The organism is Clostridium sp. J1101437_171009_A5, assembly GCF_015547905.1.
GTDB classification, from domain to species: domain Bacteria; phylum Bacillota; class Clostridia; order Oscillospirales; family Oscillospiraceae; genus Pseudoflavonifractor_A; species Pseudoflavonifractor_A gallinarum.
The window spans coordinates 100,093-125,217 of sequence record NZ_JADMVY010000011.1 but is presented as its reverse complement, the minus strand read 5'-3'; the positions used below and the strand labels follow the sequence as shown (position 1 = coordinate 125,217).

At 53.4% G+C, this 25,125-nt stretch carries 23 protein-coding genes; 6 read left to right on the top strand and 17 right to left on the bottom strand.

The genetic code is table 11. The features are described from left to right. Window positions 1–86 precede the first annotated feature (86 nt). The 5 genes from I2C21_RS14205 to I2C21_RS14185 form a co-directional block, all read right to left on the bottom strand. Entirely contained in the window at window positions 87–1,040 is a 954-nt protein-coding gene (locus I2C21_RS14205; protein WP_186963036.1) for an ABC transporter ATP-binding protein, read from the bottom strand. Next, a complete protein-coding gene (locus I2C21_RS14200) occupies window positions 1,037–2,047 on the bottom strand; it encodes an ABC transporter ATP-binding protein (protein WP_195279557.1) in 1,011 nt (336 codons plus the stop codon). The genes I2C21_RS14205 and I2C21_RS14200 overlap by 4 nt, the downstream gene beginning before the upstream one ends. A gap of 12 nt (window positions 2,048–2,059) precedes the next feature. After that, window positions 2,060–2,962, bottom strand: coding sequence for an ABC transporter permease (locus tag I2C21_RS14195; protein WP_186963037.1), 903 nt, complete (start codon window positions 2,960–2,962; stop codon window positions 2,060–2,062). Between the two features lie 12 nt (window positions 2,963–2,974). Then, window positions 2,975–3,901 (bottom strand): ABC transporter permease, encoded by a 927-nt coding sequence (locus I2C21_RS14190; protein WP_186963038.1) that lies wholly within the window; start codon window positions 3,899–3,901, stop codon window positions 2,975–2,977. Window positions 3,902–3,990: 89 nt separating this feature from the next. Then, window positions 3,991–5,358, bottom strand: a complete 1,368-nt coding sequence (locus I2C21_RS14185; protein WP_195279556.1) for an ABC transporter substrate-binding protein — start codon at window positions 5,356–5,358, stop codon at window positions 3,991–3,993. 586 nt (window positions 5,359–5,944) lie between these two features. Here I2C21_RS14185 and I2C21_RS14180 point away from each other — a divergent pair. The 5 genes from I2C21_RS14180 (at window position 5,945) to I2C21_RS14160 (ending at window position 10,602) form a co-directional block, all read left to right on the top strand. Then, complete coding sequence (locus I2C21_RS14180; protein WP_195279555.1) at window positions 5,945–6,817, top strand: MurR/RpiR family transcriptional regulator; 873 nt, start codon at window positions 5,945–5,947, stop codon at window positions 6,815–6,817. An 83-nt stretch (window positions 6,818–6,900) separates the two neighbouring features. Continuing rightward, window positions 6,901–8,283, top strand: coding sequence for an amidohydrolase family protein (locus tag I2C21_RS14175; protein ID WP_195279554.1), 1,383 nt, complete (start codon window positions 6,901–6,903; stop codon window positions 8,281–8,283). A 5-nt stretch (window positions 8,284–8,288) separates the two neighbouring features. Continuing rightward, complete coding sequence (locus I2C21_RS14170) at window positions 8,289–8,993, top strand: flavodoxin family protein (protein WP_195279553.1); 705 nt, start codon at window positions 8,289–8,291, stop codon at window positions 8,991–8,993. Between the two features lie 37 nt (window positions 8,994–9,030). Then, window positions 9,031–9,351, top strand: a complete 321-nt coding sequence (locus I2C21_RS14165) for a TIGR04076 family protein (protein ID WP_195279552.1) — start codon at window positions 9,031–9,033, stop codon at window positions 9,349–9,351. Between the two features lie 33 nt (window positions 9,352–9,384). Next, complete coding sequence (locus tag I2C21_RS14160) at window positions 9,385–10,602, top strand: M20/M25/M40 family metallo-hydrolase (protein ID WP_186963044.1); 1,218 nt, start codon at window positions 9,385–9,387, stop codon at window positions 10,600–10,602. Window positions 10,603–10,712: 110 nt separating this feature from the next. Here I2C21_RS14160 and I2C21_RS14155 read toward each other — a convergent pair whose 3' ends face one another. The 8 genes from I2C21_RS14155 to I2C21_RS14120 all read right to left on the bottom strand — a co-directional run bounded on the left by I2C21_RS14155 (window position 10,713) and on the right by I2C21_RS14120 (window position 18,900). Next, complete coding sequence (locus tag I2C21_RS14155; RefSeq protein ID WP_286167309.1) at window positions 10,713–11,885, bottom strand: glycerate kinase family protein; 1,173 nt, start codon at window positions 11,883–11,885, stop codon at window positions 10,713–10,715. Continuing rightward, complete coding sequence (gene larA, locus I2C21_RS14150) at window positions 11,854–13,122, bottom strand: nickel-dependent lactate racemase (protein WP_195279550.1); 1,269 nt, start codon at window positions 13,120–13,122, stop codon at window positions 11,854–11,856. The genes I2C21_RS14155 and larA overlap by 32 nt, the downstream gene beginning before the upstream one ends. A gap of 14 nt (window positions 13,123–13,136) precedes the next feature. After that, window positions 13,137–13,442, bottom strand: coding sequence for a TIGR04076 family protein (locus I2C21_RS14145; protein ID WP_195279549.1), 306 nt, complete (start codon window positions 13,440–13,442; stop codon window positions 13,137–13,139). A gap of 44 nt (window positions 13,443–13,486) precedes the next feature. Further along, on the bottom strand, window positions 13,487–14,194 hold the full coding sequence (locus I2C21_RS14140) for a flavodoxin family protein (protein ID WP_195279548.1): 708 nt from the start codon (window positions 14,192–14,194) through the stop codon (window positions 13,487–13,489). Between the two features lie 43 nt (window positions 14,195–14,237). Then, window positions 14,238–15,182, bottom strand: coding sequence for an ABC transporter permease (locus I2C21_RS14135; RefSeq protein ID WP_195279547.1), 945 nt, complete (start codon window positions 15,180–15,182; stop codon window positions 14,238–14,240). Window positions 15,183–15,262: 80 nt separating this feature from the next. Continuing rightward, window positions 15,263–16,246, bottom strand: a complete 984-nt coding sequence (locus tag I2C21_RS14130) for an ABC transporter permease (RefSeq protein ID WP_286167311.1) — start codon at window positions 16,244–16,246, stop codon at window positions 15,263–15,265. 2 nt (window positions 16,247–16,248) lie between these two features. After that, the gene (locus tag I2C21_RS14125; RefSeq protein WP_195279545.1) at window positions 16,249–17,796 is read right to left on the bottom strand and encodes an ABC transporter ATP-binding protein; all 1,548 of its coding nucleotides are present in this window, start codon (window positions 17,794–17,796) and stop codon (window positions 16,249–16,251) included. An 84-nt stretch (window positions 17,797–17,880) separates the two neighbouring features. Further along, window positions 17,881–18,900, bottom strand: a complete 1,020-nt coding sequence (locus I2C21_RS14120; protein WP_195279544.1) for a BMP family protein — start codon at window positions 18,898–18,900, stop codon at window positions 17,881–17,883. A 355-nt stretch (window positions 18,901–19,255) separates the two neighbouring features. Here I2C21_RS14120 and I2C21_RS14115 point away from each other — a divergent pair, with 355 nt between their 5' ends. Then, a complete protein-coding gene (locus I2C21_RS14115; RefSeq protein ID WP_195279543.1) occupies window positions 19,256–20,092 on the top strand; it encodes a MurR/RpiR family transcriptional regulator in 837 nt (278 codons plus the stop codon). 152 nt (window positions 20,093–20,244) lie between these two features. Here the strand turns inward: I2C21_RS14115 and I2C21_RS14110 are convergent, their stop codons facing one another. From I2C21_RS14110 to I2C21_RS14095, 4 genes are all read right to left on the bottom strand, one after another. Then, window positions 20,245–21,174, bottom strand: a complete 930-nt coding sequence (locus I2C21_RS14110) for an ABC transporter permease (protein WP_195279542.1) — start codon at window positions 21,172–21,174, stop codon at window positions 20,245–20,247. A gap of 12 nt (window positions 21,175–21,186) precedes the next feature. Next, a complete protein-coding gene (locus I2C21_RS14105; RefSeq protein WP_193536018.1) occupies window positions 21,187–22,347 on the bottom strand; it encodes an ABC transporter permease in 1,161 nt (386 codons plus the stop codon). Window positions 22,348–22,483: 136 nt separating this feature from the next. Next, window positions 22,484–23,497 (bottom strand): BMP family protein, encoded by a 1,014-nt coding sequence (locus I2C21_RS14100; protein ID WP_193536015.1) that lies wholly within the window; start codon window positions 23,495–23,497, stop codon window positions 22,484–22,486. A 68-nt stretch (window positions 23,498–23,565) separates the two neighbouring features. After that, window positions 23,566–25,089: an ABC transporter ATP-binding protein gene (locus I2C21_RS14095; protein WP_353654822.1), complete on the bottom strand. Its 1,524-nt coding sequence runs from the start codon at window positions 25,087–25,089 to the stop codon at window positions 23,566–23,568. Window positions 25,090–25,125 lie beyond the last annotated feature (36 nt).

Here is a 25,125-nt window from a genome sequence, read left to right as displayed (position 1 = left end):
GACTGCATGCCAGCAGTCCTCTCTTTCTATCCTTATCTTTCGTATCATTTATGGTATATCGAAAAAACGAATCTTCCAATTTGATTCTATACCATAAAACATGCCACAAAATGATTGGGCTCAATTTCTTTGAGCTTAGGCTCCTCTGCGTGGCACTGTTCGGTGGCATGGGGGCAACGATTTGCAAAGCGGCACGCTTTGGGGGGATCGATCGGAGAGGTAATTTCTCCTTGCAGGAGAATCCGCTCCCGGCTTCCCCCGATCTTGGGGATGGGAATGGCACTCAGCAGCGCTTTTGTATATGGATGTGTGGGGTGTGCAAACAGCGTCTCGGAAGGCGCTTTCTCCACCAACTGTCCCAAATACATCACGACAATATCATCGGAAAAATGATTCACCACCGACAGGTCATGGGTAATGAACATGTATGTGAGTCCAATTTTTTCCTGCAAATCCTTCATCAAATTGAGGATCTGGGCCTGAATGGAGACGTCAAGCGCGGAAACCGGCTCGTCACACACAATAAACCGCGGATTGACCGCCAGCGCCCGGGCAATCCCGATTCGCTGCCGCCGGCCACCGTCCAGTTCATGGGGATAGGCATTGGCAAGCCGCTCTGCCAGGCCAACCGTCTTCATTAACTCCATCACGCGGTCCATGCACGCATCTTTTTCCTTGACCAGCTTATGCAGGCGCAGCGGCTCCATAATGGTCTGGCTGACGGACTTTCGCGGATCCAGAGAAGAGAACGGGTCCTGGAAAATCATCTGCATATTTGTCCGCATGGCTCGCATTTCCTGCTTTTTCAGCTTGCTGATGTCCTGTCCATCAAAGAGGACCTCGCCGGATGTGGGCTCCAGCAGGCGCAGGATGGTACGTCCCATCGTAGATTTGCCGCATCCGGACTCTCCCACCACTCCGAGCGTCTTTCCTTCCTCCAGGGTAAAGGTGACATCATCTACTGCATGGAGCACTCCTTTTGGCGTTTTAAAATACTTGCTCAGGTGATTGACCTGCAGCAAAGGGGCTGCTTTGCTCATGCTTCATTCACCAGCCTTTGCTCTTGAATGTTCTGCTCATTATAAAGATGACATTCCACATAGTGGTCCGCGGTTCGATAGGTTCGACAGGGTTTTTCCTTCTGACACTGTTCCGTGGCATAGGCACAGCGCGGGGCAAATGGGCACCCCTCCGGCAAATGGGCGGGGTCCGGCATCAGCCCCGGGATGGGCTTGAGCCGCGCCTTTCGGTCTTCTAGATTCGGAAGTGAATCAAAAAGTCCCTTGGTATAGGGATGACGGGTATGCAGGAAGATGTCTTCCAGCGTTCCGCGCTCCACTACTTGTCCGGCATAGATGATCGCAACTTCATCGCAGGTCTCTGCCACAATGCCAAGGTCATGCGTGATCATCAGCATGGACATATTATACTGCTTTTTGAGTCCGCGCATCATCTCCAGGACCTGAGCCTGGATGGTTACGTCCAATGCTGTGGTGGGCTCGTCCGCAATCAGCAACTGCGGACTGCATGCCAGCGCCATGGCAATGACCACGCGCTGCTTCATCCCGCCGGAAAACTGGTGGGGATATTCCTCACCGCGCTCTCCCGGAATGCCCACGGTCTCCAGCATCTTACGCGCTTCTACCAGGGAAGCCTTTTTATCCAGCTTTTTGTGGTGCTGGATGACCTCCGCGATCTGCTCCTCAACGGTTCTGACCGGGTTGAGCGAAGTCATGGGGTCCTGAAAAATCATGGACACCTGCTGTCCTCGAATTTTTCCCATTTCCTGCTCGGTCTTGTTTAAAATATCCTCTCCATCCAGGAGGATGCTTCCGGATATAATCCGTCCGGCCGGTTTGGCCAGCAGGCGCAGCACCGAGAGCGCCGTCGTAGTCTTGCCTGCTCCGGTTTCACCCACCAGTCCCAACGTCTGACCTTTTTTGATGGATAGATCCAGTCCATTGACCGCATGCACCACATCATCCATGGTGTGAAATTCAACCGTCAAATTTTGAATATCCAATGCAAGGGATGTCTGTTCACTCATGCGTACCACTCCTTACTTCAGTCTGGGATCCAGAGCGTCCCGCAAACCGTCTCCCAGCAGGTTGAATGCCAGGATGGTCACCATAATGGCCAGACCGGGGAAGAGCGCCATATAGCTGTAATCCCGGATATAGGTCCGGCTGCTGGAGAGCATGGCGCCCCACTCAGGTCTGGGCTGTTCCACGCCCAGGCCCAGAAAACTCAGGCCGGAGATGGTCAAAATTGCAAAGGAGATGTTGAGTGTCATCTCTACCAGGATGGGAGCCATACAATTGGGAATCACATGGCTTAAAATAATGGTACGGTCCGTCGCGCCGATTGCCCGCGCCGCTTCGATGTATTCCACATCTTTGACGGTCAGTACGGCTCCACGTGTAATACGCGCAAACTTTGGAATGCTGGATATCACCATTGCCATAATGAGATTGGTGACCGATGTGCCAAGCACCGCCACAATGGCAATTGCCAGGAGTGTGCCGGGGATGGCCAGGAGCATGTCCATAATACGGGAAATAATCATATCGACCCGTTTGCCAAAATAGCCCGAAACTGCGCCAATGGTTCCGCCGATCAGCGATGCCAGCAATGTGGAGGTAAAGCCAATGGAGAGCGAGACTCTGGTGCCATGCACGACGCGGGCCAGAATATCTCGTCCCAGCTCATCCGTGCCAAAGGGATGGGCCAGAGAGGGCGGCTGACGCATTTCCGCAATATTTTGTTTAATGACCACTTCATCATAGTCAAAGAGAACATCTGCAAAAAGAGCCAGCAAAATCAGCGAGATGATAATAATAAGTCCTAAGATTGCCGTCTTATTTTTCATCAGACGCCGCATAGCCAACGACATCTGGCTCCGATTCTTTTTCCTCAAATCCGGCTGCAAGGTCACCGGTTGGGCAGGATTCTTTTTTGCCATGTGTATCCCTCCTTATGCGTACTGCGACTTCATGCGTGGATCAACCAGTCCATAAAGCAGGTCCACAATCAAATTGACGATTGAGAAACAAATGGCAAAAATAATGATACATCCTACCACGGTAGGAATATCGCGCTGCTGAATCGAGGTGATCATCAGACGGCCAATGCCCGGCCAAGAAAATACGGTCTCGACCAAGACAGATCCCGAGAGCAGGATTCCAGTCTGAAGTCCAATGCTCGTCATCGTCGGAATCATGGCATTTCGCAGTGCGTGGCGCCGGATGACCGTTCCCTCTGACAGGCCCTTGCTGCGCGCGGTGCGGATGTAATCCTGACGGATCACTTCCAGCATGGATGAGCGCATCGTTCTTGCCACAGATGCCATGGAGGCCACTGCAAGCGCAAAAGATGGCAGGATGATACACTTCCACTGATCCGCGCCAAACGACGGCAGCCATTCCAGCCGCAGCGAAAACAGCAGGATCAGCAGCAGTCCGAGCCAGAAGGATGGCATGGAAACACCGATGAGTGACACAACCATACAGATCCCATCAAAAATAGAGTTCTGTTTGATTGCCGCAATAATGCCCAGCGGAATGGCCAAAACAATACTGACCACACTGGCCACCAGTGCAAGGCGGATCGTGTTGGGCAGCCGGGCGGCAATTTCAGTGACCACAGGCGCCCCCGTGCGGTAAGACACTCCCATGTCACCATGCAAGAGGTTCAGCATATACCGTCCATACTGCACCAAAACAGGGTCGTTCAATCCCATCTCTTCCCGCAGCTCAGCCACCCGTTCCGGTGTGGCGTCCTCTCCTAAAATAATGCGGGCCGGGTCGCCATCTGCCATACTCAGGATGACATAGACAATCAGTGTGGCACCAATAATGACCGGAATCAGTGATATAATCCGCTTTATCGTGTATTTAAGCATCCCAATATTCCCTCCTGTCCATGGAGTGACACGGGCCCTGCGGAGTTGCTCCCGCAGGGCCCGCTTATCATCGTGATTGCATCAGAGCATTACTTCCAACTCAGTAAATGATAATAGGCTGCTCCGGTTGCATTACAATTGGCACCTTCCAGGCCGCTGTCATATGCTTTTACATAGGTCTGGGCAAACAGAGGAACAACAGGGCACAGATCATTCAGGTGCGCCACACATTCACGCAGGATTTCGTTGTTCTCTTCTTCATCCAGCGTGATTGCGGCGAGATCCAGATATTCGTCTACCTTCGGATCATTTACCCGGGCGCCGTTTGTAGCGTTAATAAATTTGGAATGATAAATCGTCGTGAGCCACTGCTGCATGGTACGCTGTGCGAGCTGGGTCAGACCGGCGGTATAATCACCGCTGTTGTAGCTGGAAATCCAAGTGGCACCATCCATAGAAACCAGCTCCACATTGATACCCAGTTCTGCCAGGTTGGCCTGAATAATCGCACCGGTTCTCAGGTCCTCATCGGATGCACAGACCAGCGGCATCTCCACGGTGGAGGGATCTACTCCGGATTCCTCCAGATATTGCTTCGCCTTCTCCAAATCATAGCCCACGGCATTCTCATCCGTCGAGGACTGATAACCCTGAGGCGCACAGGAAATGACGCTCTTTGCAAAACCGTTCATGGTAACCTGGATAATGCTCTCCCGATCGATGGCTGCGGAGATGGCCTTTCGGAACAGCTCATTGTTGAAGGGCTCCTTCTCGTTGTTCAGCAACAAATATTTCAGAGCTACACTGTCCTGCTCCAGAACACTAACATTGGGGTTTGCCTTCAGCTTTTCCACATCGACCGTATCCAGGTCATAGAGGTAGTCCACTTCGCCCGCTTCAAAGGCAATGGTACGCGCGGAGCCTTCCGGAATGAAGCGCCAGACCATGTGCTCGATCGTGGCCTTTTCCTCCGCGTTGAAGTAGTTCTCGTTGGCCTTATATTCGAGCTTATCACCAGAGACATATTCCACAAATTCATACGGTCCGGTTCCGTTGATATGAGTATTAAAATCAACGCCCGCATCAATATCATCCTTGCTCAGGATGGCAACCTGCTGGTTGGTCAGATCCATGAGCAGGCTGGAGCAGGGACCATCCGTGGTGATCTTCACCGTATAATCGTCCACGGCCTCCACATTTGTAATCTTTTCAACATACTGCTGGGACTGGGGAACAGTTGCTGCCAGCTGCAAGGTGGCAACCACATCATCGGCGGTCATGTCGCTCCCATCATGGAACTTGACGCCCTCATTCAGGTGGAAGATCCACTCCGTGTCGCTGACCGTCTCCCAGCTTTTTGCCAGGTCCGGTTCGGGTGTCAGATCGTCGCTGACTCTGACCAGACAGTTGTGGGTGAGAAGTGTGGAAACACAGGTCATCATATAGTTCTGATTCATTGTATCAAGGGTCGGGGGCTCTGCTCTGCAAGCGAAAACAATGGTACTCTTATCCTGTTCCCCACCGCCGGCTGCCGGCTGATTCTCAGAAGAAGGGTTACCGCCACAAGCACTTAACGAACCAAGCATTGAAAGGGCAATGAACGCGGAAGCGATGCGCCGAGTGTTTCTTTTCATTATTTAACACCTCAATCTCTTTCATATCTTCGGTTGCCTACGCTACGATATATACCCCGAGAGAACTGCTACCTGCTCTTATCTCCCTCCCCGATATTGTATATTTATAGAATGCGTTTGCTGGATGTCACTCCGCAAGCTGCATGGAACCAATAGTAAAAAATATTTTATTGACTTTTATTATAAATAAAAATATTTTTACTGTCAATATCTTTTTGTAAAAAATATCACTTACTCCTTTTTCTCATCCCTTCTTTTTGTCTGTATGCAACAATATTTTTTTAAATTTTTGCGGCCACTTATTGACAGGCGTTCGCATTGCACTTATAATACCGTTGTGATGTAAATATTTTTTTACCTGTGTCAAAAAAAATGACCTACAGTTTTATGAATTGTTCGGAGTATATTTATGACTATTTCAAGTCTTTTAAAAGAAAAATATCCAGAACTGAGTCCCGGAAAGCGCTTGGTGGCCGATTATATCAATGAGAACATGGATATCGTCGCCTACTGCACCGCCTCCAGCATTGCAGAGCAGCTGGGTGTAAGCAATGCACAGATCGTAAAATTCATTAAATCGCTTGGTTTTTCCTCCTACAAAGACATGCAAAATGCGATTCGGAAAGAGGTCGAAGAGCGGGTCAGCTTGTCCGGAAGTCTCCAGAAGTGGCGGCAGGATGAATTGGGCGATATGAAAGAAAACGCCTGGAAAATCATAAAGCAGGACATGGAAAACATCCAGGCCACCTTCCAAAATACTTCTTTCTCCGCTTTAGAAGAAGTTGCCGACCACATCGTCAAAGCCAAACACGTCGGCTTTGTTGCATCCAGAACCGGAATCGGCTGCAATATGATCCCCTCTATTTTCTTTAACGAAATGCGCGACAACGTCGTTCTTCTTACTCCCGGTGTAAATAATTCGCATGATATTTTGAAGTGGTGGGGAAGTGACGACATTTTACTTGGCGTAAGCGCATTCAGCTACGGCAAGGGTTTTGCGGTAGAAATGCTGGAGTACGCACGCAAGCGCGGATGCAAAACAGTCTGGTTCACCGATTCCGAATCTTTTATGCAAACTCCGCCAAAAGAGTTTGATTACGTATTTCAATATCAGACGAGAAGTGCCATGTTATCCCTCACTTCTCTGATCGCCCTATACAATGTACTGAATTACCTGGTGGCCAATCGGCTGACCCATTCGCTGGAGGATATTACGAAATCCGAAGAAATGCTCTTTCAACCCTGGCTGAATCATCCGATTGGTTCTGATCGAGAGCAGTAAAAGATATTTTCCTCGCTCCAGGATGTTGCTATATGCTGCATGGAACACAGTATATCCACATCTTTTCAGCAAGGAGCGATACTATGCAGAAAATCGATTTGATGGTCCGTTCTGCCAAGATTCTGGAACCGGGCCATTCTGATCTCCCTGAGCGGTCAAAAGGCATTGCCATCGACCGCGGGGTCATATTGGCAGTGGGTGAGGAACAGGACCTGCTTGCGCAATATGATCCGGCACGCATCCTGGATGCCTCCGGTATGTACGTGTGTCCCGGCTTCGTCAACACGCATGACCATCTGTTCCAAGTTCTGACCAAAGGGCTCGGAAAAGAACGTCTGCTCTGGGACTGGCTGGAGAATACCATTCGGCAGATGACTCCGTATATCGATGAGGAGGCCATCTACTATGCTGCCCTGGCAGGCTGTATGGAGAGCATCCACAGCGGAATTACCACTACATTAGACTTCCAATACTGCCATTCCCACATCGGTCAGTTTGATGCGGTCTGTCAGGCATTCCGGGATTGTGGGATCCGGGGCTATGTCGGCCGCATCCAGTACAAGGGCGATTATCTGGGTCTGTCCAAGGTCCCGCCGGAAACGCCAAAGGAGTATTTCCGGAACGTCTCCAACATTCACAGTCAAATGGAAGATCCCGCGCGGTTGGATGTGGCGTTGATTGCGCCCGGTATTCCCGGCATTCTGGATGAACCGGATTACCAGAATGGTTATTTGCGCGAGATCCGCGAGTGCGCCGAGACTCTGAACGTCCCATATACCCAGCATCTGGTGGAAACCGTGGATGACGATGAATACCTGGTGGCAAAATGCGGCGAAAGAAGCGTTCCCTATCTGGAAAAGCAGTCGTTCTTCGGACCTCGCTGTGTTCTGGCACACTGCGTAAAAATGCATCCAGAGGACTTTGCTATCTTCCAGCGCTATGACGTGAAGGTATCCCACAACCCGGTGTCCAACATGATTTTGGCCTCCGGCATTTCTCCGGTGCGCACATTCCTGGACCACGGAATCTGCGTCAGCCTTGGCGTAGACGGCGCCGGCAGCAACGACTCCCAGGATATGCTGGAAACCATCAAAATTGCAAACCTGCTCCAGAAGGTAAACGCGCTGGACGCCCGCGTTCTGACTGCATCCGAGACGCTGGAAATCGCCTGCAAGGGCGGTGCCCGTGCCCTCTGCCGAGACGATATCGGTGAGCTTGTCCCCGGAAAACGCGCCGACTTTTTCTTCTACAATCCTCGCACACTGAAGTCTGCCCCTGTGGCAGATCCCATCTCCAGCCTGGTCTACGCCAGTGGAGAAGAGAACATCCACACCGTGGTGATCAATGGCAAAATCGTTCTTGAGAACGGTCGTTTTACCACCGCTAACGAGGGACATGTGATCGAAATGCTGGAGCGCTGCGCGTATCACATTCGCAAGTGTTCCAACCTTCCGGATCGGGTGTAGGGCCTATGCGTACCGTTCGTATTTTGGGCGTGAGCGCCAGCCCCAGAAAGGGCGCCACACTTCAGGCACTTCAGCACTGTCTGGATGCTGCCAAAAGCATCCCCGGTGTTGAGACCGAACTCATCGACCTATCCGGGAAAAAAATTCATTGCTGTATCAACTGCAATGCCTGCCGGAAGCAAAAGCTCTCCTACTGTCCGGTGTTCCAGGATGATTTCCAGCCCTCCTATTTGGAGCACTATCGCAATTGCGATGGCATCATTCTGGCCTCTCCGCTCTATATGATGAATCCAACCGGTCTTCTCTCCAACTTTATTGCCCGAATGCGGCCGGGCGGAGGCGGTCCGGAAGAAAAAGCCGCCGCCGGGCTGCGGATCGGCGGTACCATTGCCGTCGGCGGCCGCCGAAACGGCGGACAGGACACAGCGCTTGCCGCTATGAACGCCTTGCTGCAAAGCGGGGGAACGAATGTGGTCGGCGGAGGTGTGCTCTTTTACAACGGAGCCTCCGTATGGTCCAAAAACCAAAAGGTCCTGGACGATCCAACCGGACAGATTGAGTTGGAGGTACTGGGACGCAAAGTAGCCGCACTGGCATCCATTGTTGTCCGCGGAATGGAACACTGTCCGGAGGATTGGAATCCCTTTTATGGGGCAGGCTGCCTTTCCAAGGAGCAGATGCTTCAGGCGTATGCCGCAATTGGTCTGTAATATATGTTTTTCATGATAAAAAAGGAGGATATTTACTATGGATAACCACAGCTATCAGAAGCCGAAGAAGGTCCGCATCGTCGTAGATCAGTGCCGCCCCCATCCCGAGAGCGGTAAAACCTGCCGCTGCCATAAGGCAGGAGATACCTTTGAATTTGACTTCGAGCGCTGCCCTCAGAATTTCTGTGCTGCTGCGTTCCATAGCCTCTGGCCCGCCCTGCGCGTTCTGGAGCTGGGCGGCCGGCACCCCTGGGATGCCAAAGAGGGAACCACCCTGGTCGCCTGTCCCGATCCGGTTGTCACCGTGAATTTCAGAATCGAGGCCATTGAAGAAGGCGAGTCCTTTGAGGAGAAATAAAAAATTCCATATTCTCGGGAAGGACGGTGCCATATGCAAAAGCAGCAGATGAAAGAGGCCGCAGTCCAATATATTGACGCCCATAAGGAGGAGTATATTGCGCTGGGCCGGACCTTTTATCACCATCCAGAGCTGGCATTTCAGGAGGATTTTACGGCACAGCACCTGTTTGACTCGCTCCATGCCCTGCATCCCACCCAGCTCAATCGCGTAGCCCACACCGGTGTGGCCGCAACCTTTCAGCTCGGGCAAACCGGCCCCCATGTTGGTGTCATCGCCGAGATCGACGCCACCTATATCCCCAACCACCCGGACGCAAATCCCTCTACCGGGGCAGCTCACACCTGCGGCCATCACATCCAGACGACCGCATTGGTGGGCGTGGCCCGTGCACTGACCGGCTCCGGCATTGCAGAACATCTCCAAGGAAGCGTCAGCTTCTTTGGCTGCCCCGCCGAAGAGGGCGGTGTTTCCGATGCGCTGTTTGAAAAGCTCCACGATACCGAGGGGCTGGAATCCCGCAGCGGCAAACAGGAGATGATCCGTTTGGGATGCTTTGACGGCCTGACCGCCCTGTTGAGTACGCATGCGCTCATCAACGATGAGAAAGTAACGGAGCCCGCTCTCCTGTCCGCAGGGTGCAATGGATTCAACCGCTGGATCTTCCACCTGTACGGGAAGAACGCCCATGCAGCGATGGATCCCAGCAAGGGTATCAATGCATTTAACGGCGCCATGCTCGCCATGTACGCTCTGAAGTGTGTGCGCGAATCGCTTCCTCTGGATGATTATTCCTACATTTCAGACTCCCTGGATCCCGTGGAGCACACGAGCGGAATCCCCGATCATGTTGTTCTGCGGGTGACGACGAAGAGCAAGACTCCGGAAATTTTGGAAGAAATCGACCGAAAAGTCGTCTGCGCGGTGGAAGGCGCGGCCATGAGCCTGGGCTGTAAACTGGAGTACGAGAAAATACCGGGTTATCAGTCTTTCATTGCCGATATGCCCCTCAGCCAGATCTACATGAAAAACTGTGAGGAATTGACCCATCGCCCGGTCCCGATTCGGCCTCACGGCTATTACAGCAACGATTTGGGAAACGTGTCCAAACTGGTACCCACCTCTCAAATTGTGGTGGGCGGATGTTCCGGTGCTCTGCATTCAGACCGCTTCCGCATTGACAATGAAGAGATGCTCTATCTCCTCCCCAGCAAAATGATGATTTGTACCATCATCGATCTGTTAAGTTAAGCGAATCCCCCCTTCTTTTCCATTGAGGAAAGGTCTCCACTGGCGATCTATTGGTCGGATCGCGTGGAGACCTTTCCTCGTTCTTGCAATATTACAAATTTGTTCTCTCATTAAAAGGTACGGATCATTCGCGCGGTCGCTCTGCTCAGTATGCGCATGTCTTCACGGCAGGTTTTCTGAACCCCGGAAAAATCCGTACAGGTGGATACCGCGCTAAAGATCGCGCTCACTCCGATTTGGTAAAGCTCTTCCGCCCCTTCACCCACACTTCCGCACAGCGCGATACATGGCACCCCGTATTTCTGGCACCGCTTCGCCACACCAGACGGGACTTTTCCATACAGACTCTGCCGGTCGATTTTTCCCTCTCCTGTGATGACGCAATCTGCCCCTTGCACAATACGGTCAAAGTCCGCCATATCCAGAAGCAGCTCGATTCCCGGCTTTAGATTGCCGTTGAGAAAGGCCAACACACCCGCTCCCATGCCTCCTGCGGCTCCGCTGCCTTCTATGGTCCCGATCTCCCGGTGCAGCATTTGCTCCAGTATGGCGGAAAGATGACGCAGGCCTCCATCCAGAATCGGCACCTGTTCCGGTGTTACGCCCTTCTGGGGTCCATAGACCGCGGTCGCACCCATGGGCCCACACAGCGGATTTTTGACATCACACGCGGCCGTCACCGGCACCGGAAGGGGGTGCTCCGGCGGAAGGATATGGTGGATCCGGTTCAGATAGCATGCTTTTGCGGGAACTTCTTCCCTCTTTTCATCAAAAAACTTCCATCCAAGTGCCTGTGCCATGCCAATTCCGGCATCATTGGTCGCGCTTCCACCGAGCCCTAAGAGAATCTGGCGCACCCCCGGCTGTCCGCAGGCATGCAGCAGCAGTTCTCCTACGCCATATGTCGTCGCCGTCAGGGAGTCCCGATGGTCCCCCACCAGCGGCAATCCGGCTGCGGCGGCCATCTCAATGACCGCCGTCCCGTCTTCTAAAATGGCATACCCGCTCTCCACCGGCACCCAGTTTGGTCCCGTCACCGTACAGGTAATTCGCTGTCCCGGGCGGAGAGATAGGCAGGCCTCTACCAAGCCCTCCCCGCCATCCGCCATAGGCAGCATGACCATTTCACACTGGGGGAACTGCATCTGGAATTCTTCCTTCTGAATGGAGCAGACCTCCTGTGCAGACAGGGTCCCTTTAAAGGAATCTGACGCAAATAGGATTCGTTTCACGGCAGTATCCTCCCCCTCTTCATTCCGCGCAAAATATGGTACTGACGCCATCCGGGATCACCGTGATCTCTCCCGTGGTCCCAACCTTTCTATCTGCCATTTCGATGGCACTCTCCAGATCCGGTGCATACTCCATATGCATCTCACATACCATTTCCTCGAGTTCCGGTCGGGTTACCATAATTACAGAGTGCTGTTTCAATATGCGTGCCAGAATTTGATATTGCCACTGATCCGCCGTCGTCTGCTCCGGCGGAGTCTTTTGGATCTTGTCCAGCAGTTCCGGAATGGATGCCGCCTCCTTAAGTGCCTGGTAAAAATGGGCCCCTCCATGTCCATCTTCACAGGCTGCGCACAGGATAATGACCCCACCCGGCGTACACGCTTCGGCCGCCGTCGCCATTCCTTTTACACACTGGTATAGATTTTGATCCAGAGGATATCCCCCGTTTGTGGTAATGACAATGGGGGTCCGTTTTCCTTTCACCTGCGTCATCTGTCGGGATATCTCACATCCCGCTCGATGGGCCTGCTGCGGAGAACCCGCCACAGCCGCCACCAGCCGTTTCTCCTTGTCCAGAATCACATTGCAGACAAACGCCAGACCAGCCATGTCGGCAGCCGCTTCCATATCTGCGTGGATCGGATTGTGCTCCAGCACTCCGGCGCGCGCACAGGGATTTGCAATCATACCGGCACTGTGATTCCAAAAAATACTCTCGCGGGCCGAAATCCCTGGCAGCACACTTTTTCTGCCGCCGGAAAATCCGGCGAAGAAGTGTGGTTCAATAAATCCCTCTGCCAGCAGCAGATCCGCCTTGGCCGCGACCTGGTTGATTTTCAGCGTCCCTCCGGAGGGAAGTGTCCCGATCTCGACAAAATCCTCTTCCCTCCGGCAGTCATGCTGGACAATCGAAACGCTTTTCAGAACTTCCGCTCCGAATTTTGTCTCCAGCTCATGGGGAGTCATCTCCCGGTGACATCCACAGGCAATCAGGATAGTGACCGCAATCTGTGGATTTCCCTGCCGCAGCTCTTGTAAGAGCTGCGGCAGGATCCATCTGCTTGGAACCGGTCTGGTATGGTCGCTCGCAATGATCACTGCACTTTTTTTGCCAGCCGCCAATGTGGAGAGCCGTTCTCCAAACGGATGCGTCAGGGCTTCCCTTATGATCTCTTCCGGCGGTCTCTCCGCAAAATGCTCCTGGTTCTGCAACAGCCGAACCGGATGGGCCGGTCCGATCTCAGCGGTCAGATGCCCTCTGCCGTAGGGCAATGTGATATCCATAGCGCCTACCTCACTCAGTCCTCCTCATAGGTCTCGATGCGGAAAATCGTAGGTTTTCCCGGATCCGGGCAGGCCACACGGGTGACCCCCTCCTGGCTGTCCCACGGATGGCGGCCGCCCAGCTCCAGAACGCGCAGCTGCGGCCAAAGGCTGTGGAAGGCCGCAGCACAGAAGTCCTGCGGGCATTGCTCAAAATCAAAGGTAAAAACCTGTCCTACCTCATGGCAGTGACATGCCCGCCCTGCCTCGTTTTTCGGACACTTTTCGACAACAATCCGTACTTTCTTCGGTTTCTGAAACGTTCCGTATTCACGATCCATAACATTTATGCTCCTTTTCCGTTTTATTCAATTAATGGGCAGCCTTACAGTCCCCGTATGCGGGACCCCTGCGCCAATTCTGCTTGGTCTCTGTACCCCAAAAAGTTTGCGCTGTTTAGGGATCCCTCCAGATGATAACAACCTTCTTTTATCACTTTGCACATATACGCAAGTTTTGTCCCCAGCGCCTGTGCCTCCAGCATACCAATCTGATCCCGTGGCGCGATCTCATTTTGGGACCATACCGCAGCTCCATTATAGAACTGAACGCCTCCGCCGACAATGTTGGTGCCGGTGGCCTGCAGCATATTGTTCAGCACGGAGAGGCAGAAGTCCTGTCCGCCATTTCTCATCCCGCCGACTACGATTCCGCCTCCCATGCGGGTCCCAAACACACCGCTGCGCGCATAGGCACCTAATGGTTTCATCCGGCTCATAAAATTTTGGATCAGTCCGGTGGCCGTCATGTAGTAAATCGGAGTTGCCAGGATGATTCCGTCGCAGCGCAAATAGAGATCGTAAAATCTCTCTTCCATGTCGTCTTCAATGACCGGGCAATAATGCGTCTCTTTTTTTACACAGACATTGCAATTCTTACAGCATCGGATGTCCTTCCCATAGAGCGCGATTTTTTCGGTATAGACTCCCTCAATGTTTTCCGCTGCATCCAACGCCAAATCCAGTGCACGGTCCGTTGCTCCCCGTCTTGGACTTCCGCAAATTCCTAAAATCAACACATCTTTCTCATTCATACTCTGTCCCCTTGCACTTTATTGCTGCGCCAACCGTATCGGGTTATCCTAACTGCGCCCCTTTTTTGAAAAAGACTCCATGTCCTTCCGGCTTATTTCCGCTGCCTGTGAGGAACATCACGATCAGGGTAAAGATGTAGGGGAGCATCAGCATAAACTGATACGGAATATTGATGCCAAAGGCCTGCAAATTAAGCTGAAGTGCATCTGCAAAACCATAGAGAAGGCATCCCAAAAATGCGCCTATCGGGTGGTATTTTCCCAATATGATAATCGCGAAGGCCGCGTATCCTTTTTCTGCGGAGATTCCCTCCACAAAGCTGCTTGCTGTGGCAATGGACAGATAGGCCCCTGCGATTCCCGCAATCGCACCTGTGATCAAAACATTGGTGAAGCGATAGCAGCGCACCCGCAAGCCGAGCGTATCGGCTGCATAGGGATTTTCTCCCATCGCTCTGCACTGCAGGCCCAGCGCAGTGCGGCTGTAAAAGAACCAGCTTCCGATCACCAGCAAATAGGACAAATAGACCAGAATGTTTTGCTCAAAGAAAATCGTTCCAATGACCGGGATCTTATGGAGCACTGGAAGTGCAATATCCTGGAACGGGTCCACCGACGGGAATTCCACGGATACACCAAAAATACTTCTGTAAAAAAAGCTGGTCACACCTGTGGCAAGCAGTACAATTGCCGTACCTACCAGGGCGGGCTTGCTTCCCAGGTACACAACCATATACCCATAAATCGCCGCGAGCAGCACTCCGGAGATCATTGCAGCCGCCAACCCGATCCAGAGCCGATTGGTCATATAGGCAGCTGTAAATCCAGAAAACGCGCCCATCAAAAGAATACCTTCCAGCTCAATACTGCTTACACCGGCCTTATCCGAGTATAAGCCTCCCATTGCCGCCAGCGTATAGGGCGTTGCCATTCGCACCGTGGACTGCAATAGCACAAGCCACACGGAACCGCTCAAGAAGCCATTCATTTTACGGTCTCCTTTCTCTTGAAGATAAACTGCTTCTGCTCCAGGATGGAGAATCCGACCACAAAGAGCAGGACCAGCGCCTACAAAATGGATGCGAGTGTACTCGGGATTCCGATGCTGCGTGCCATCTGATTGGAACCGGTATTCAGCATTCCAAACAGCAGCGCACTAAAAATAATTCCAATCGGATGGAGCCGTCCCAACAGGGCCACCGCGATGGCATTGTATCCATACCCGGGAGACAGGCCTGCATACAGTTTCCAGGATGTACCCAGCACTTCGATTCCTCCGGCCAGACCGGCGATGGCTCCACTGAACGCCATCGTGGAGAGCGTAACCATACCGACCCGGATTCCTGCATACTCTGCCGCATTGCTATTTAGGCCGGTTGCCTTGATTTTATAGCCCAGCGTGGTCTTTTCCAGCAAGAAATAGACCAGTCCCGCAATCAACAGCGCAAGGAAAAATCCCAGGTGCAGTCTGGTTCCGGGAATCACATACGGAAGCTTTGCCGCATCCATGATCTCCTGCGTCTCCGGATAAATCCCCCGCGGTTCCGCGATCGGACCTCCCTGGCCCACCAAAAACTTCACCAGAAGTACCATAATGGAGGAGAGCATCACAGATGTAACGACCTCAGAGGATCCCCGTACCGCTTTCAAGTACCCCGGGATGCCTCCCCACAGCGCACCAAAGAGGAATGCCCCCAGGAGGCAGAAGGGAATGACGACGATTCCCGGAAGACCGCTATTATGTACCAGCATCTCGCACAGGACGCATCCAAGTGCTCCGGCATAAAACTGTCCTTCACCGCCAATGTTGAACGCAGAGCCTTTGAAGGCCACCGCCACAGCAATTCCGATCAACAGAAGAGGGGTCGCCTTGCACAGTGTCTGTGTCAGTGCGGTCTTACTTCCAAATGCGCCTCGGACAATGTTTATATACGCCTCAAGGGGCTGATATCCGGCCGCAAGCAAAAAGAACGACCCTACTACCAGGGAACAGAGCAGCGCCAGCAGAATGAGGCAAATAGACCGCAGCATTCTCTGAAAAGATTCCGTCATTTTCACATTATCTCTCCTTCTCTCGGTACCTCAGCCCAATCCTCTGTTTTTTGTCCAGCCATCATCAAACCCAGTTTTTCTGCATCGACCTCATCTGGGTAGACAATTCCAGTAATCTCTCCGCCGTGCATGACCATAATGCGGTCACTCAATGTCATGAGCTCTTCCAGCTCGGACGAGATCAGCAATACCGCCTTCCCGCGATTGCGGTGCGCGAGCAGACAGGAATGGATGTACTCTACCGCACCAACGTCTAGGCCGCGAGTGGGCTTTACTGTGATCAGCAATTCGGGGTCTGTGGCCAGCTCCCGTGCAATGATCACTTTCTGCTGATTTCCGCCGGACAAGCTTGCGGCCGTGTCCCGCTCGGACTGGGATTTGATGCGATAGTCCTGAATGTTCTTCTTTGTAAATGCCACGGCCTCTTTTTGATCCAGAAGGATACCATGGGAAAATGGCGGGCTATCATGTTTGACCAGGATGCTGTTTTCTACCAGAGTAAACGGAAGAATCAGGCCGCGTTTTCTTCGATCCTCGGGTACATGCGCCACTCCGCTGTTGCGGATTTCCCGCACGCTTTTCCCGGACAGCTCCACTCCATTGACCTGAATGCTGCCCGACTCCATGTGGCACAGTCCCGTAATGGCCTCTGCCAGCTCCTTCTGTCCATTTCCATCCACGCCTGCAACGCCCAGTATTTCGTTGGAAAATACATCAAACGAAATGCCTTTGACGCAATATTTCTTATCCGACTTCACTGTGCAATTTTTTACCTGCAAAATCCGCCGGCGCTTCAAGTCTTGAGGCAGCGGCTCTTTTTTCAGTACCGCCAATTCACGCCCAATCATCATGCGTGCCATCTGCCCCGGGTCTGCATCCTTTGTCTCCACAATACCCGTCACTTTTCCAAGGCGGAGTACCATGATCCTCTGACTGATTTCCTTTACCTCGTCCAACTTATGGCTGATGAAGAGGACGGATTTTCCCTCTGCCTGCAACTGGCGGATGATATGAAAGAGCTCCTGAATTTCCTGGGGCGTCAGAACGGCTGTCGGCTCATCCAGCACCAATATATCGGCACCCCGGAAGAGAACTTTCATAATCTCCACTCGCTGCTGGAGTCCAACCGGCAAATCCTTCACCAATGCGTCCGCCGGAACATCAAAATGATACTGAGAAAAAAATTCGTTGATTTTCTGATTGATTTTTTTGCGGTCCAAAATCGGACCGGTTACCTCGCTCAACCCAAGAATCAGGTTTTCCGCCACCGTAAATTGGTTCATCAACATGAAGTGCTGATGAACCATGCCAATGCCAAGCCGGATCGCATCTTTGGGCGAAAGAATCTGTTCCTGCTTGCCATTGATCCATATCTCTCCCTGGTCCGGTACATCCATTCCGTAAATCCCGCGCATCAGGGTGGTCTTTCCGGCTCCGTTCTCTCCCAGAATGGCCATCACTTCTCCACTGTCCAGGGAAAAAGAAATGTCATCATTTGCCACAAGATTTCCAAATCGCTTTGTAAATCCCTTTACCTCTAATTTGTGCATAGATGCCTCCCTTTTGTTATGGGGCCCCTTCTCAAAACAACTTTGAGAGGGGCCCCAACAGCAAGCGACTCATTCACCTATTTTTTAATATTCGCCAATATCGATCTCGATTTCGCCATTCCGGAATTGTTCGACCGCCGCATTATAGGCATCCATTGCCTCATCCTCTACCGGAAGCTCATCATTAAAGTAAATCACCGCGCCTCCGTTGAAAATGTCTGCAAAATACTGCTCACCCGGTTTAAAGGTGCCGTCTTTGATCTCGCCAGCCATCTTCACAAACACGGGCTCATATTCGGACACCATGTCTGCGATAAAGCAGTCCGGATACGTCTCTGTAATACGGGCATAGCTTCCGAAGCCCAGCACGCCCTTATCCTTGTTTTCATCGACGGCCTGGAATACGCCCTGTGCCGCAGCATTTGCATTTCCAAAAATGATGTCACATCCGCTGTTGATCAGCGCTACGGTCGCTTCTCTCGCCTTTCCGACATCGGTGGCGCTTCCCAAATAAGTGGTGGTCACCTCTACACTGCTGTCCGTATCCATGACACCCTGTTCAAAGCCCACCATGGTCTTTGTGATAGAGGGAAGCTCTTCGCTTCCAATCAGACCAACTTTTCCAGTTTTCGTGATCTTGGCCGCCAAAACGCCCAGCAGATAGGACGCCTGCTCCGACTGTACATAGATGGGGGTTATATTCTCCGTCATAACCGTGCCGCCCGAAGTAATGAACTGCGTATCCGGATAGTCTGGCGCAACTCTGGCACAGGAATCCTGATAGTCATAGCTGTGGCAAAACACAATATCAAATCCTCGCTCGCCATAATCGGTGAGCGCCTCAATGGCATCTTGCGGAGATTTCGTCTCTGTATAGCTAAACTCAGCGCCAATGGATTCTGCGGCTTTTTTCGCTCCCTCATAGCCGGTCGTTCCCCAACCGCCATCGTTAATGGACCCTGGAATCAAAATCGCCACTTGATATGTGTGCTCTTCCCCTCCAGGATCACTTCCAGTTGTGGATTCTGTCTCTGTGCTACACGAAGTGGTTCCAATCAACATCGCTGTGGTAAGGACACACGCAAACCATCTTTTTGCTTTCATGAATACTCAACCTCCGATGCAGTAGCCTGTCGGCTTTGATGGCTCCATTATATTATTTGATTATTTTTATTTCAACCACAAAAACATATATGAAATATTTTTTTCATATATGAGCAAAAACACCGCCTTGTTTTTGTATGATATGACATAAAATTATTTTATTATTAATTATTTTTTGTGTTTTTTGTTTTCTGTCTTCACTTCTATTTCTGGCACAAAAAATATTAAAGCTTCCTTTTTTTATAAAATATGTTATACTTATAATGATATTTTCACCGCATTTAAAACAATTTTTTGAAAATACCAGCATTTTCCCCAGCACTCTTTACTTTGACTACAAAAGGGGATGCGTTATATGATTTTAAATAAAATCCAAAAAAGCTACGCTACCATGTCCGAACGTCAAAAAAAGCTTGCAGATTTTATTACAGCGCATACAGACGAAGCGGTCTATATGAACGTGAAACAGATGGCGCAGCAAGCAGGCGTGAGTGAAGCAAGTGTCGTCCGTTTCGCTACCTTTCTTGGGTATGGCGGCTTTCGAGAGATGCAGCGCGATATCCGTGGTGAAGTGGAGTCCGGCAAGTCGATTGTAGAACGCTTTATGAAAGCGCTGGCCTCAGACAATCAGGATCTGACCGATACCGACCAAATCTACAATCAAACACTCTACAATTTGAATGAAACCATTCGCCAAATTCCGGATTCTCTCTATGATGAAGCGATTTCTCTTATTTCCTCTTCCAGACGAATTGGAATCGCCGCCACCCGTGTGGCGATTGGCCCCGCAATTACCCTGCAAATTTTGTTAAATCAGTTAATCCCAAACTGTCAATTGCTGATCCCCGGGCTGGATACTTCCTTTGACATAATCAGTACCTGGGACAAAGAGGATCTTATCATCGCTTTTTCTTTCATGAAGAAAAAAAATTTCACCTATGATCTGCTTTCATACGGAAAAGAAAAAGGCTGCCGTATCATCTCCATCTGTGACGGATACCGCAATTGTGTTGCCAGCCTCAGTGATCTCATCTTCCCCGTGCAGAGCGAAGCGGCCTTTCTCTCCTTTGTCCCAACCATGCACATTATTGATACGCTGCTATATAAGCTTTCAAAGCAAGAGGGCCTATATAATACCGACAAGATCCGAGAAATCGATGAAATTATTGAGCGTTTTTCAAACCATTCTTAGTACTGTATGCGACAGCAGGGCGGCTTTGACATTCTTGTCAAAGCTGCCCTGCCCTGTTATGAGGTACTCCATATGACTGAAAAAGTTACTTCTCTCTGCTCAAAGGTGAGACCCCCGGAAGATTTCTTCCGGGGGTCTCATATGTTCTGCTCTTATTTCTCATAGGGCTTGGACAAAGCCGCCGGACGGGCGGAGGCCTTGCCCCGGACCAACAGCACCATGATGAGCGCCAGCACCATCGGGATCACCAGCAGCAGGCTGGTGGGGATGGGGACATTGTAAATCTGAAGGCGCATCTGGAGTGCGTTGCCCGCGCCGAAGATAAGTCCGCCGGCCAGCGCACCAAAGGGATTCCACTGGCCCAGGATCACACAGGCCACCGCCATATAGCCCCGGCCGGAGGCAATGTTATCCACAAAGCAGTTGGTAAAGCAGATGGACAGAATCACACCCGCCACAGCCGCGCAGACATTTCCCAGCACCGACATGCCATATTTCCAGCCGATGACATGGATACCCATGGTGTCGGCCGCCTTGGGATACTCGCCGATGGCCCGGATCTTCAGTCCCCAGGTGGTCTTATAGAGCACAAAGGCCAAAACAAACACCATCAGGTAGGAGACATACACCAGAAAGCTGTGCCGGAACAGGACCGGACCAATTAAGGGGATGTCGCTCAAGAGCGGAATAGGCACCTCCTGAAAGGCCGGCACGGTCAGGGGAACATCCCGGACACCCCAGATCATCCGGGCCAGCAGAGAGGTGAGACCCGCAAAGAGAATGTTGATTCCGGTCCCGGTCACCGCCTGGTTGGCGCGCAGGCTGATGGTGGCCCATCCAAAGATCACGCCCAGCACCACGCCGCCGAGGATGGCCAGAAGCAGTCCCATCCACGGACTCTGGAACAGATAGGAGCCCAAAACCGCCAGGAAGGCCCCCAGAAGCATACCCCCCTCAATGCCCAGATTGAAGATACCGGCCCGCTCCAGCATGACCTCGCCCGCAGCAGCCAGAATGATGGGAGCCGCCATCCGGATCGCCGTATAGAAAAAATCCTGATTGAAAATACCCAGAAATTCCATACGCTCTCCTCCTTAGACCGTGCCGGACAGGCTGCCGCTCTGGCGGTTCTTGCGGTTCATTTCCCGCAGCGCCAGATAGCGGGGCAGTTTCATCAAAATGGGACTGATCGCCACAAAGAAGATAATGACGCCGCTGAGCACCATGCTGAAGCTGGTGGGCAGATCGGCCGCCCGGGCCATGCTGCCCCGTCCGGATTTCAGCGCGCCGAAAAGGATACCCGCAATGACCACGCCGAAGGGATGCTTCTGTCCCAGCATGGCCACGGCCAGCGCCTCATAGCCGTAGTTGGACAGGAAGCCCGAGCGCAGACGGTACTGCGACCCAAGGATCTCCGCCGAGCCGGCCATACCGGCCAGTCCTCCCGCCAGGATCACAATGACCATCTGCATGCCAAAGACATGGATGCCCGCATGCCGGGCCGCCGTGGGATTTTCACCCAGCGTCCGCAGATCATGCCCAAAGGGGGTCTTGAAGAGCACGAAGAAGGCCAATGCCGCCAAAATCACCGCCAGCAAAAAGCCCGCGTGAAGGCGTGTCCCGGAAAAGAGAATGGGAAGCCGAGCGGATACCGCCACCTGGGCCGACTGAGGGGCAAATTTATCGGCCTCCTTCATGGGGCCCTGTACCAGCGCGGTGATGATGCCGTTTGCAATGTCATTGAGCAGCATGGTGGTGATCATGAAATTGACCCCATGCCGCGCGAAAAAGTACCCGGGGACGGCAGCCCAGAGGGCTCCGCCCAGAAAGGCGGCCAGCAGACACAGGGGCACATACACCGGGGCAGGCAGGCCCTGCAATTGGGGCAGCGTCCCCACAAAGGTGGCGAAGATGCCGCCCATCACGATCTGTCCCTCTCCGCCCAGGTTGATGATGCCGCACCGTGCCGCCAGGGCGATTCCCAGGCCGGTCAGGATCAGCGGAGTGGCCATGACCAGGCTGTTGGACAGGTTATAGGCCCCTCCGAACGCGCCCTGCACCAGCGCGGCGTAGGCCTCCAGAGGCGACGCCCCCTGCGCAAGGATAATGATGCTGCCGATCAGCAGGGAAACCACAATGGCCACCACTGGGATCAGGATGTTGAATACCTTTTCAAACTGCCGGACCAGTTGGTCCAGCCGGTCGTAGCTGGCAGACGCATCCGCTTTGGGCGGCGCCGCTGTTTTTTCACTCATAGTCGCGTTCCTCCTGGCCATTTATCTCTCCGAGCCCCGCCCTCTTTGCAGGTATTTTCCGGCAGGGCTCCTGCGGTACGGTGTCGGGTGTTCTGTGCCGGGGACGGTATCCCGCCCCCGGCAAGTAATGTACCGTTTAGCTGGCGGAAATCTCCAGATTCAGGGCGCCGGACGTCAGATCGTCCACCACCGACTGGACCTGCTGCTGGATCTCTTCGCTCATCAGCTCGCTGTTGAAGCCGCCCACTTTGAAGAGGCCGGAGGCAAAGGTGCCCTCGATCTTCAGATCGCTGTTGAAATTCCCCTCAGTATAGGCCTTTACCGCGCTGACGATCTGCTCCTTGGTATCGGTCTGCACGTACATGACGGCCGTATTGGCGGCCATCTCCTGCTGGCTGGGGCTGGTGACCACGATCAGCTTCCCGGCCTCCTCGGCCGCCTGGACCACGCCGATGCCGGCGCCCTGGGCGTACTGGAAGATGCAGTCCACTCCCTCGTCAAAGAGGGCGTTGGCCTGCTCCTTGGCCTTGGTGGAGTCGTCCATGGAGCCCACATAGGTGACCACGGCCTCCGCCTGGGGATTGGACGCCTTGAGGCCCTCTACAAAGCCGTTTTCCACGCGGGTCTGGGCCAGGCCCTCGATGGAGCCCACAAATCCCACCTTACCGCTCTGAGTGAGCAGGCCCAGGGTGTAGCCTGCCACATAGCCCTGCTCCTCATTTTTCACGTCGATGCCGACCACGTTGTCAAATCCCTCCACAGTGGAGTTGGTGATGGCAAAGGCGGTGTCGGGGAACTCGCCCGAGACGCTCTCGATGGCGTCCTGGAAGTCGTTTCCGTGTCCAATGATCAGGTTATAGCCACGGCTGGCATAATCCCGGATGGTGCTCTCCTGCTCGGCCAGGGGGACCGACTCAGAATAGTCGGCGGCCGCCAGTCCAAAATCCTCCTTGGCCTGCATCAGGCCGTTGTAGCCCGCTGCGGACCAGCCGGCGTCGTTGATGGTGCCCGGCAGCAGGATGGCCACCGATACGCCGTCCGGGTTCCCGGTCTCCGGCGTCTGTGAGGACGGAGTGCTTCCGCCGCCGCAGGCGGTCAGGGCAAGGGTCATCGCAGCTGCAAGAGTCATGGCTGTCAGTCTCTTTTTCATAACAATCACCTTTCTCCGTAACATAATATGGTTTTGGATCACAGTCTCCTGCGTCCATCCTCGCTTCCTCAGCAGGCGCCCGCCTGCACTTTCTTTCCCAGCATCATCAGGCCGATCTGCTGTACCGCCTCCGGCGTAGCGGGCGCCTCGCCCATGATCTGCCCCTTGAAGAGGACCAGGATCCGGTCTGAGAGGGCCAGCAGCTCATCCATCTCCGTGGAGACTAGCAGGACTGCCTTCCCCTCCTCCCGCTCACGCAGGATCCGCCGGTGGATGAATTCAATGGCGCCGATGTCCAGTCCGTGGGTGGGATGGCAGGCCACCAGCAGGTCGTGGGGACGCTCCATCTCCCGGCTGGCGACGATCTTCTGCTGGTTTCCGCCCGACATATTGCCCGCCCGGGTCTCTGGCCCATTGGCCTTGATGGAATACTCCTGAATCATGCGCCGGACGGTCTGGTCAATGACCTTATTTTGCAGCAGACCGTGCTTGGCGTAGGGGGCGTGCCACCGCTCCTTCAGGATAAAGTTGTCCCGCACCGAAAAATTCAGGACCAGTCCCTCGGTCTGCCGGGAGAAGGGGATGTTGGATACTCCCCGCTCCAAAATCTCTTTGGGCGTACAGTGGGTGATCTCTTTTCCCTTGAGACAGATCTCCCCGGAGGCAGAGGGGGTCAGGCCCATGATGGCCTCGATGAGCTCCAGCTGGCCGTTTCCGTCCACGCCGGCGATCCCGACGGTCTCCCCCGCCCGCACCGTAAAGCTCACGTTGGATACCGCGGGCACGCCGCTCTCCGCCTGCACGGTCAGATCTTTGACCTCCAGGACGGTCTCCCCGGTTTTGGGAGGCGCCTTCTGGAGCCGCAGCTCCACCTCCCGTCCCACCATCATGTGGGCCAGGCGCTCCTCGTCGATCTGGCTCACCGGAACGGTCTCGATGAAATGCCCGTCCCGCAGGACGCTGACCCGGTCGCAGAACTCCAGTACCTCCCGCATCTTGTGGGTGATGAAGATGACGGTGTTCCCCTCCTTGATCCAGTTGCGCAGCACCTGGAAGAGCTCGTCGGTCTCCTGGGGCGTCAGCACGGCGGTGGGTTCATCCATAACGAGGACGTCCACCCCTTTGTAGAGCACCTTGATGATCTCCACCCGCTGCTGGTCTCCCACGCTCAGGTCATGAATGCGGGCATCCGGGTCCACCTTCAGTCCGGTCTTGGCGGAGAGATCCAGGATCCGTTTCCGGGCCGCGCGGGTATCCAGCAGCGGTTCCCGGTCCAGCTTCCCGCCCAGGATCACGTTCTCCAGCACGGTAAACTTGGGGATCAGCATAAAATGCTGGTGGACCATGCCGATACCGTGGGCAATGGCATCCTGAGGCCCGTTGATCCGGACCGGCTGGCCGTCTATGGTGATCTGTCCCTCATCGGGCTTCAAAAGGCCGTAGAGCATATTCATGAGGGTGGATTTTCCGGCGCCGTTTTCCCCCAGCAGTGCATGGATCTCCCCCCGTGCAAAGCCGATGGACACGTCGGCGCTGGCGGTGACGCCCGGGAAGCGCTTGGTAATATGCTCCATTCGGATATAGTCGCTCACGCACTCTCCTCCTCTTCTGCGTTGTTCCGGCGCGCG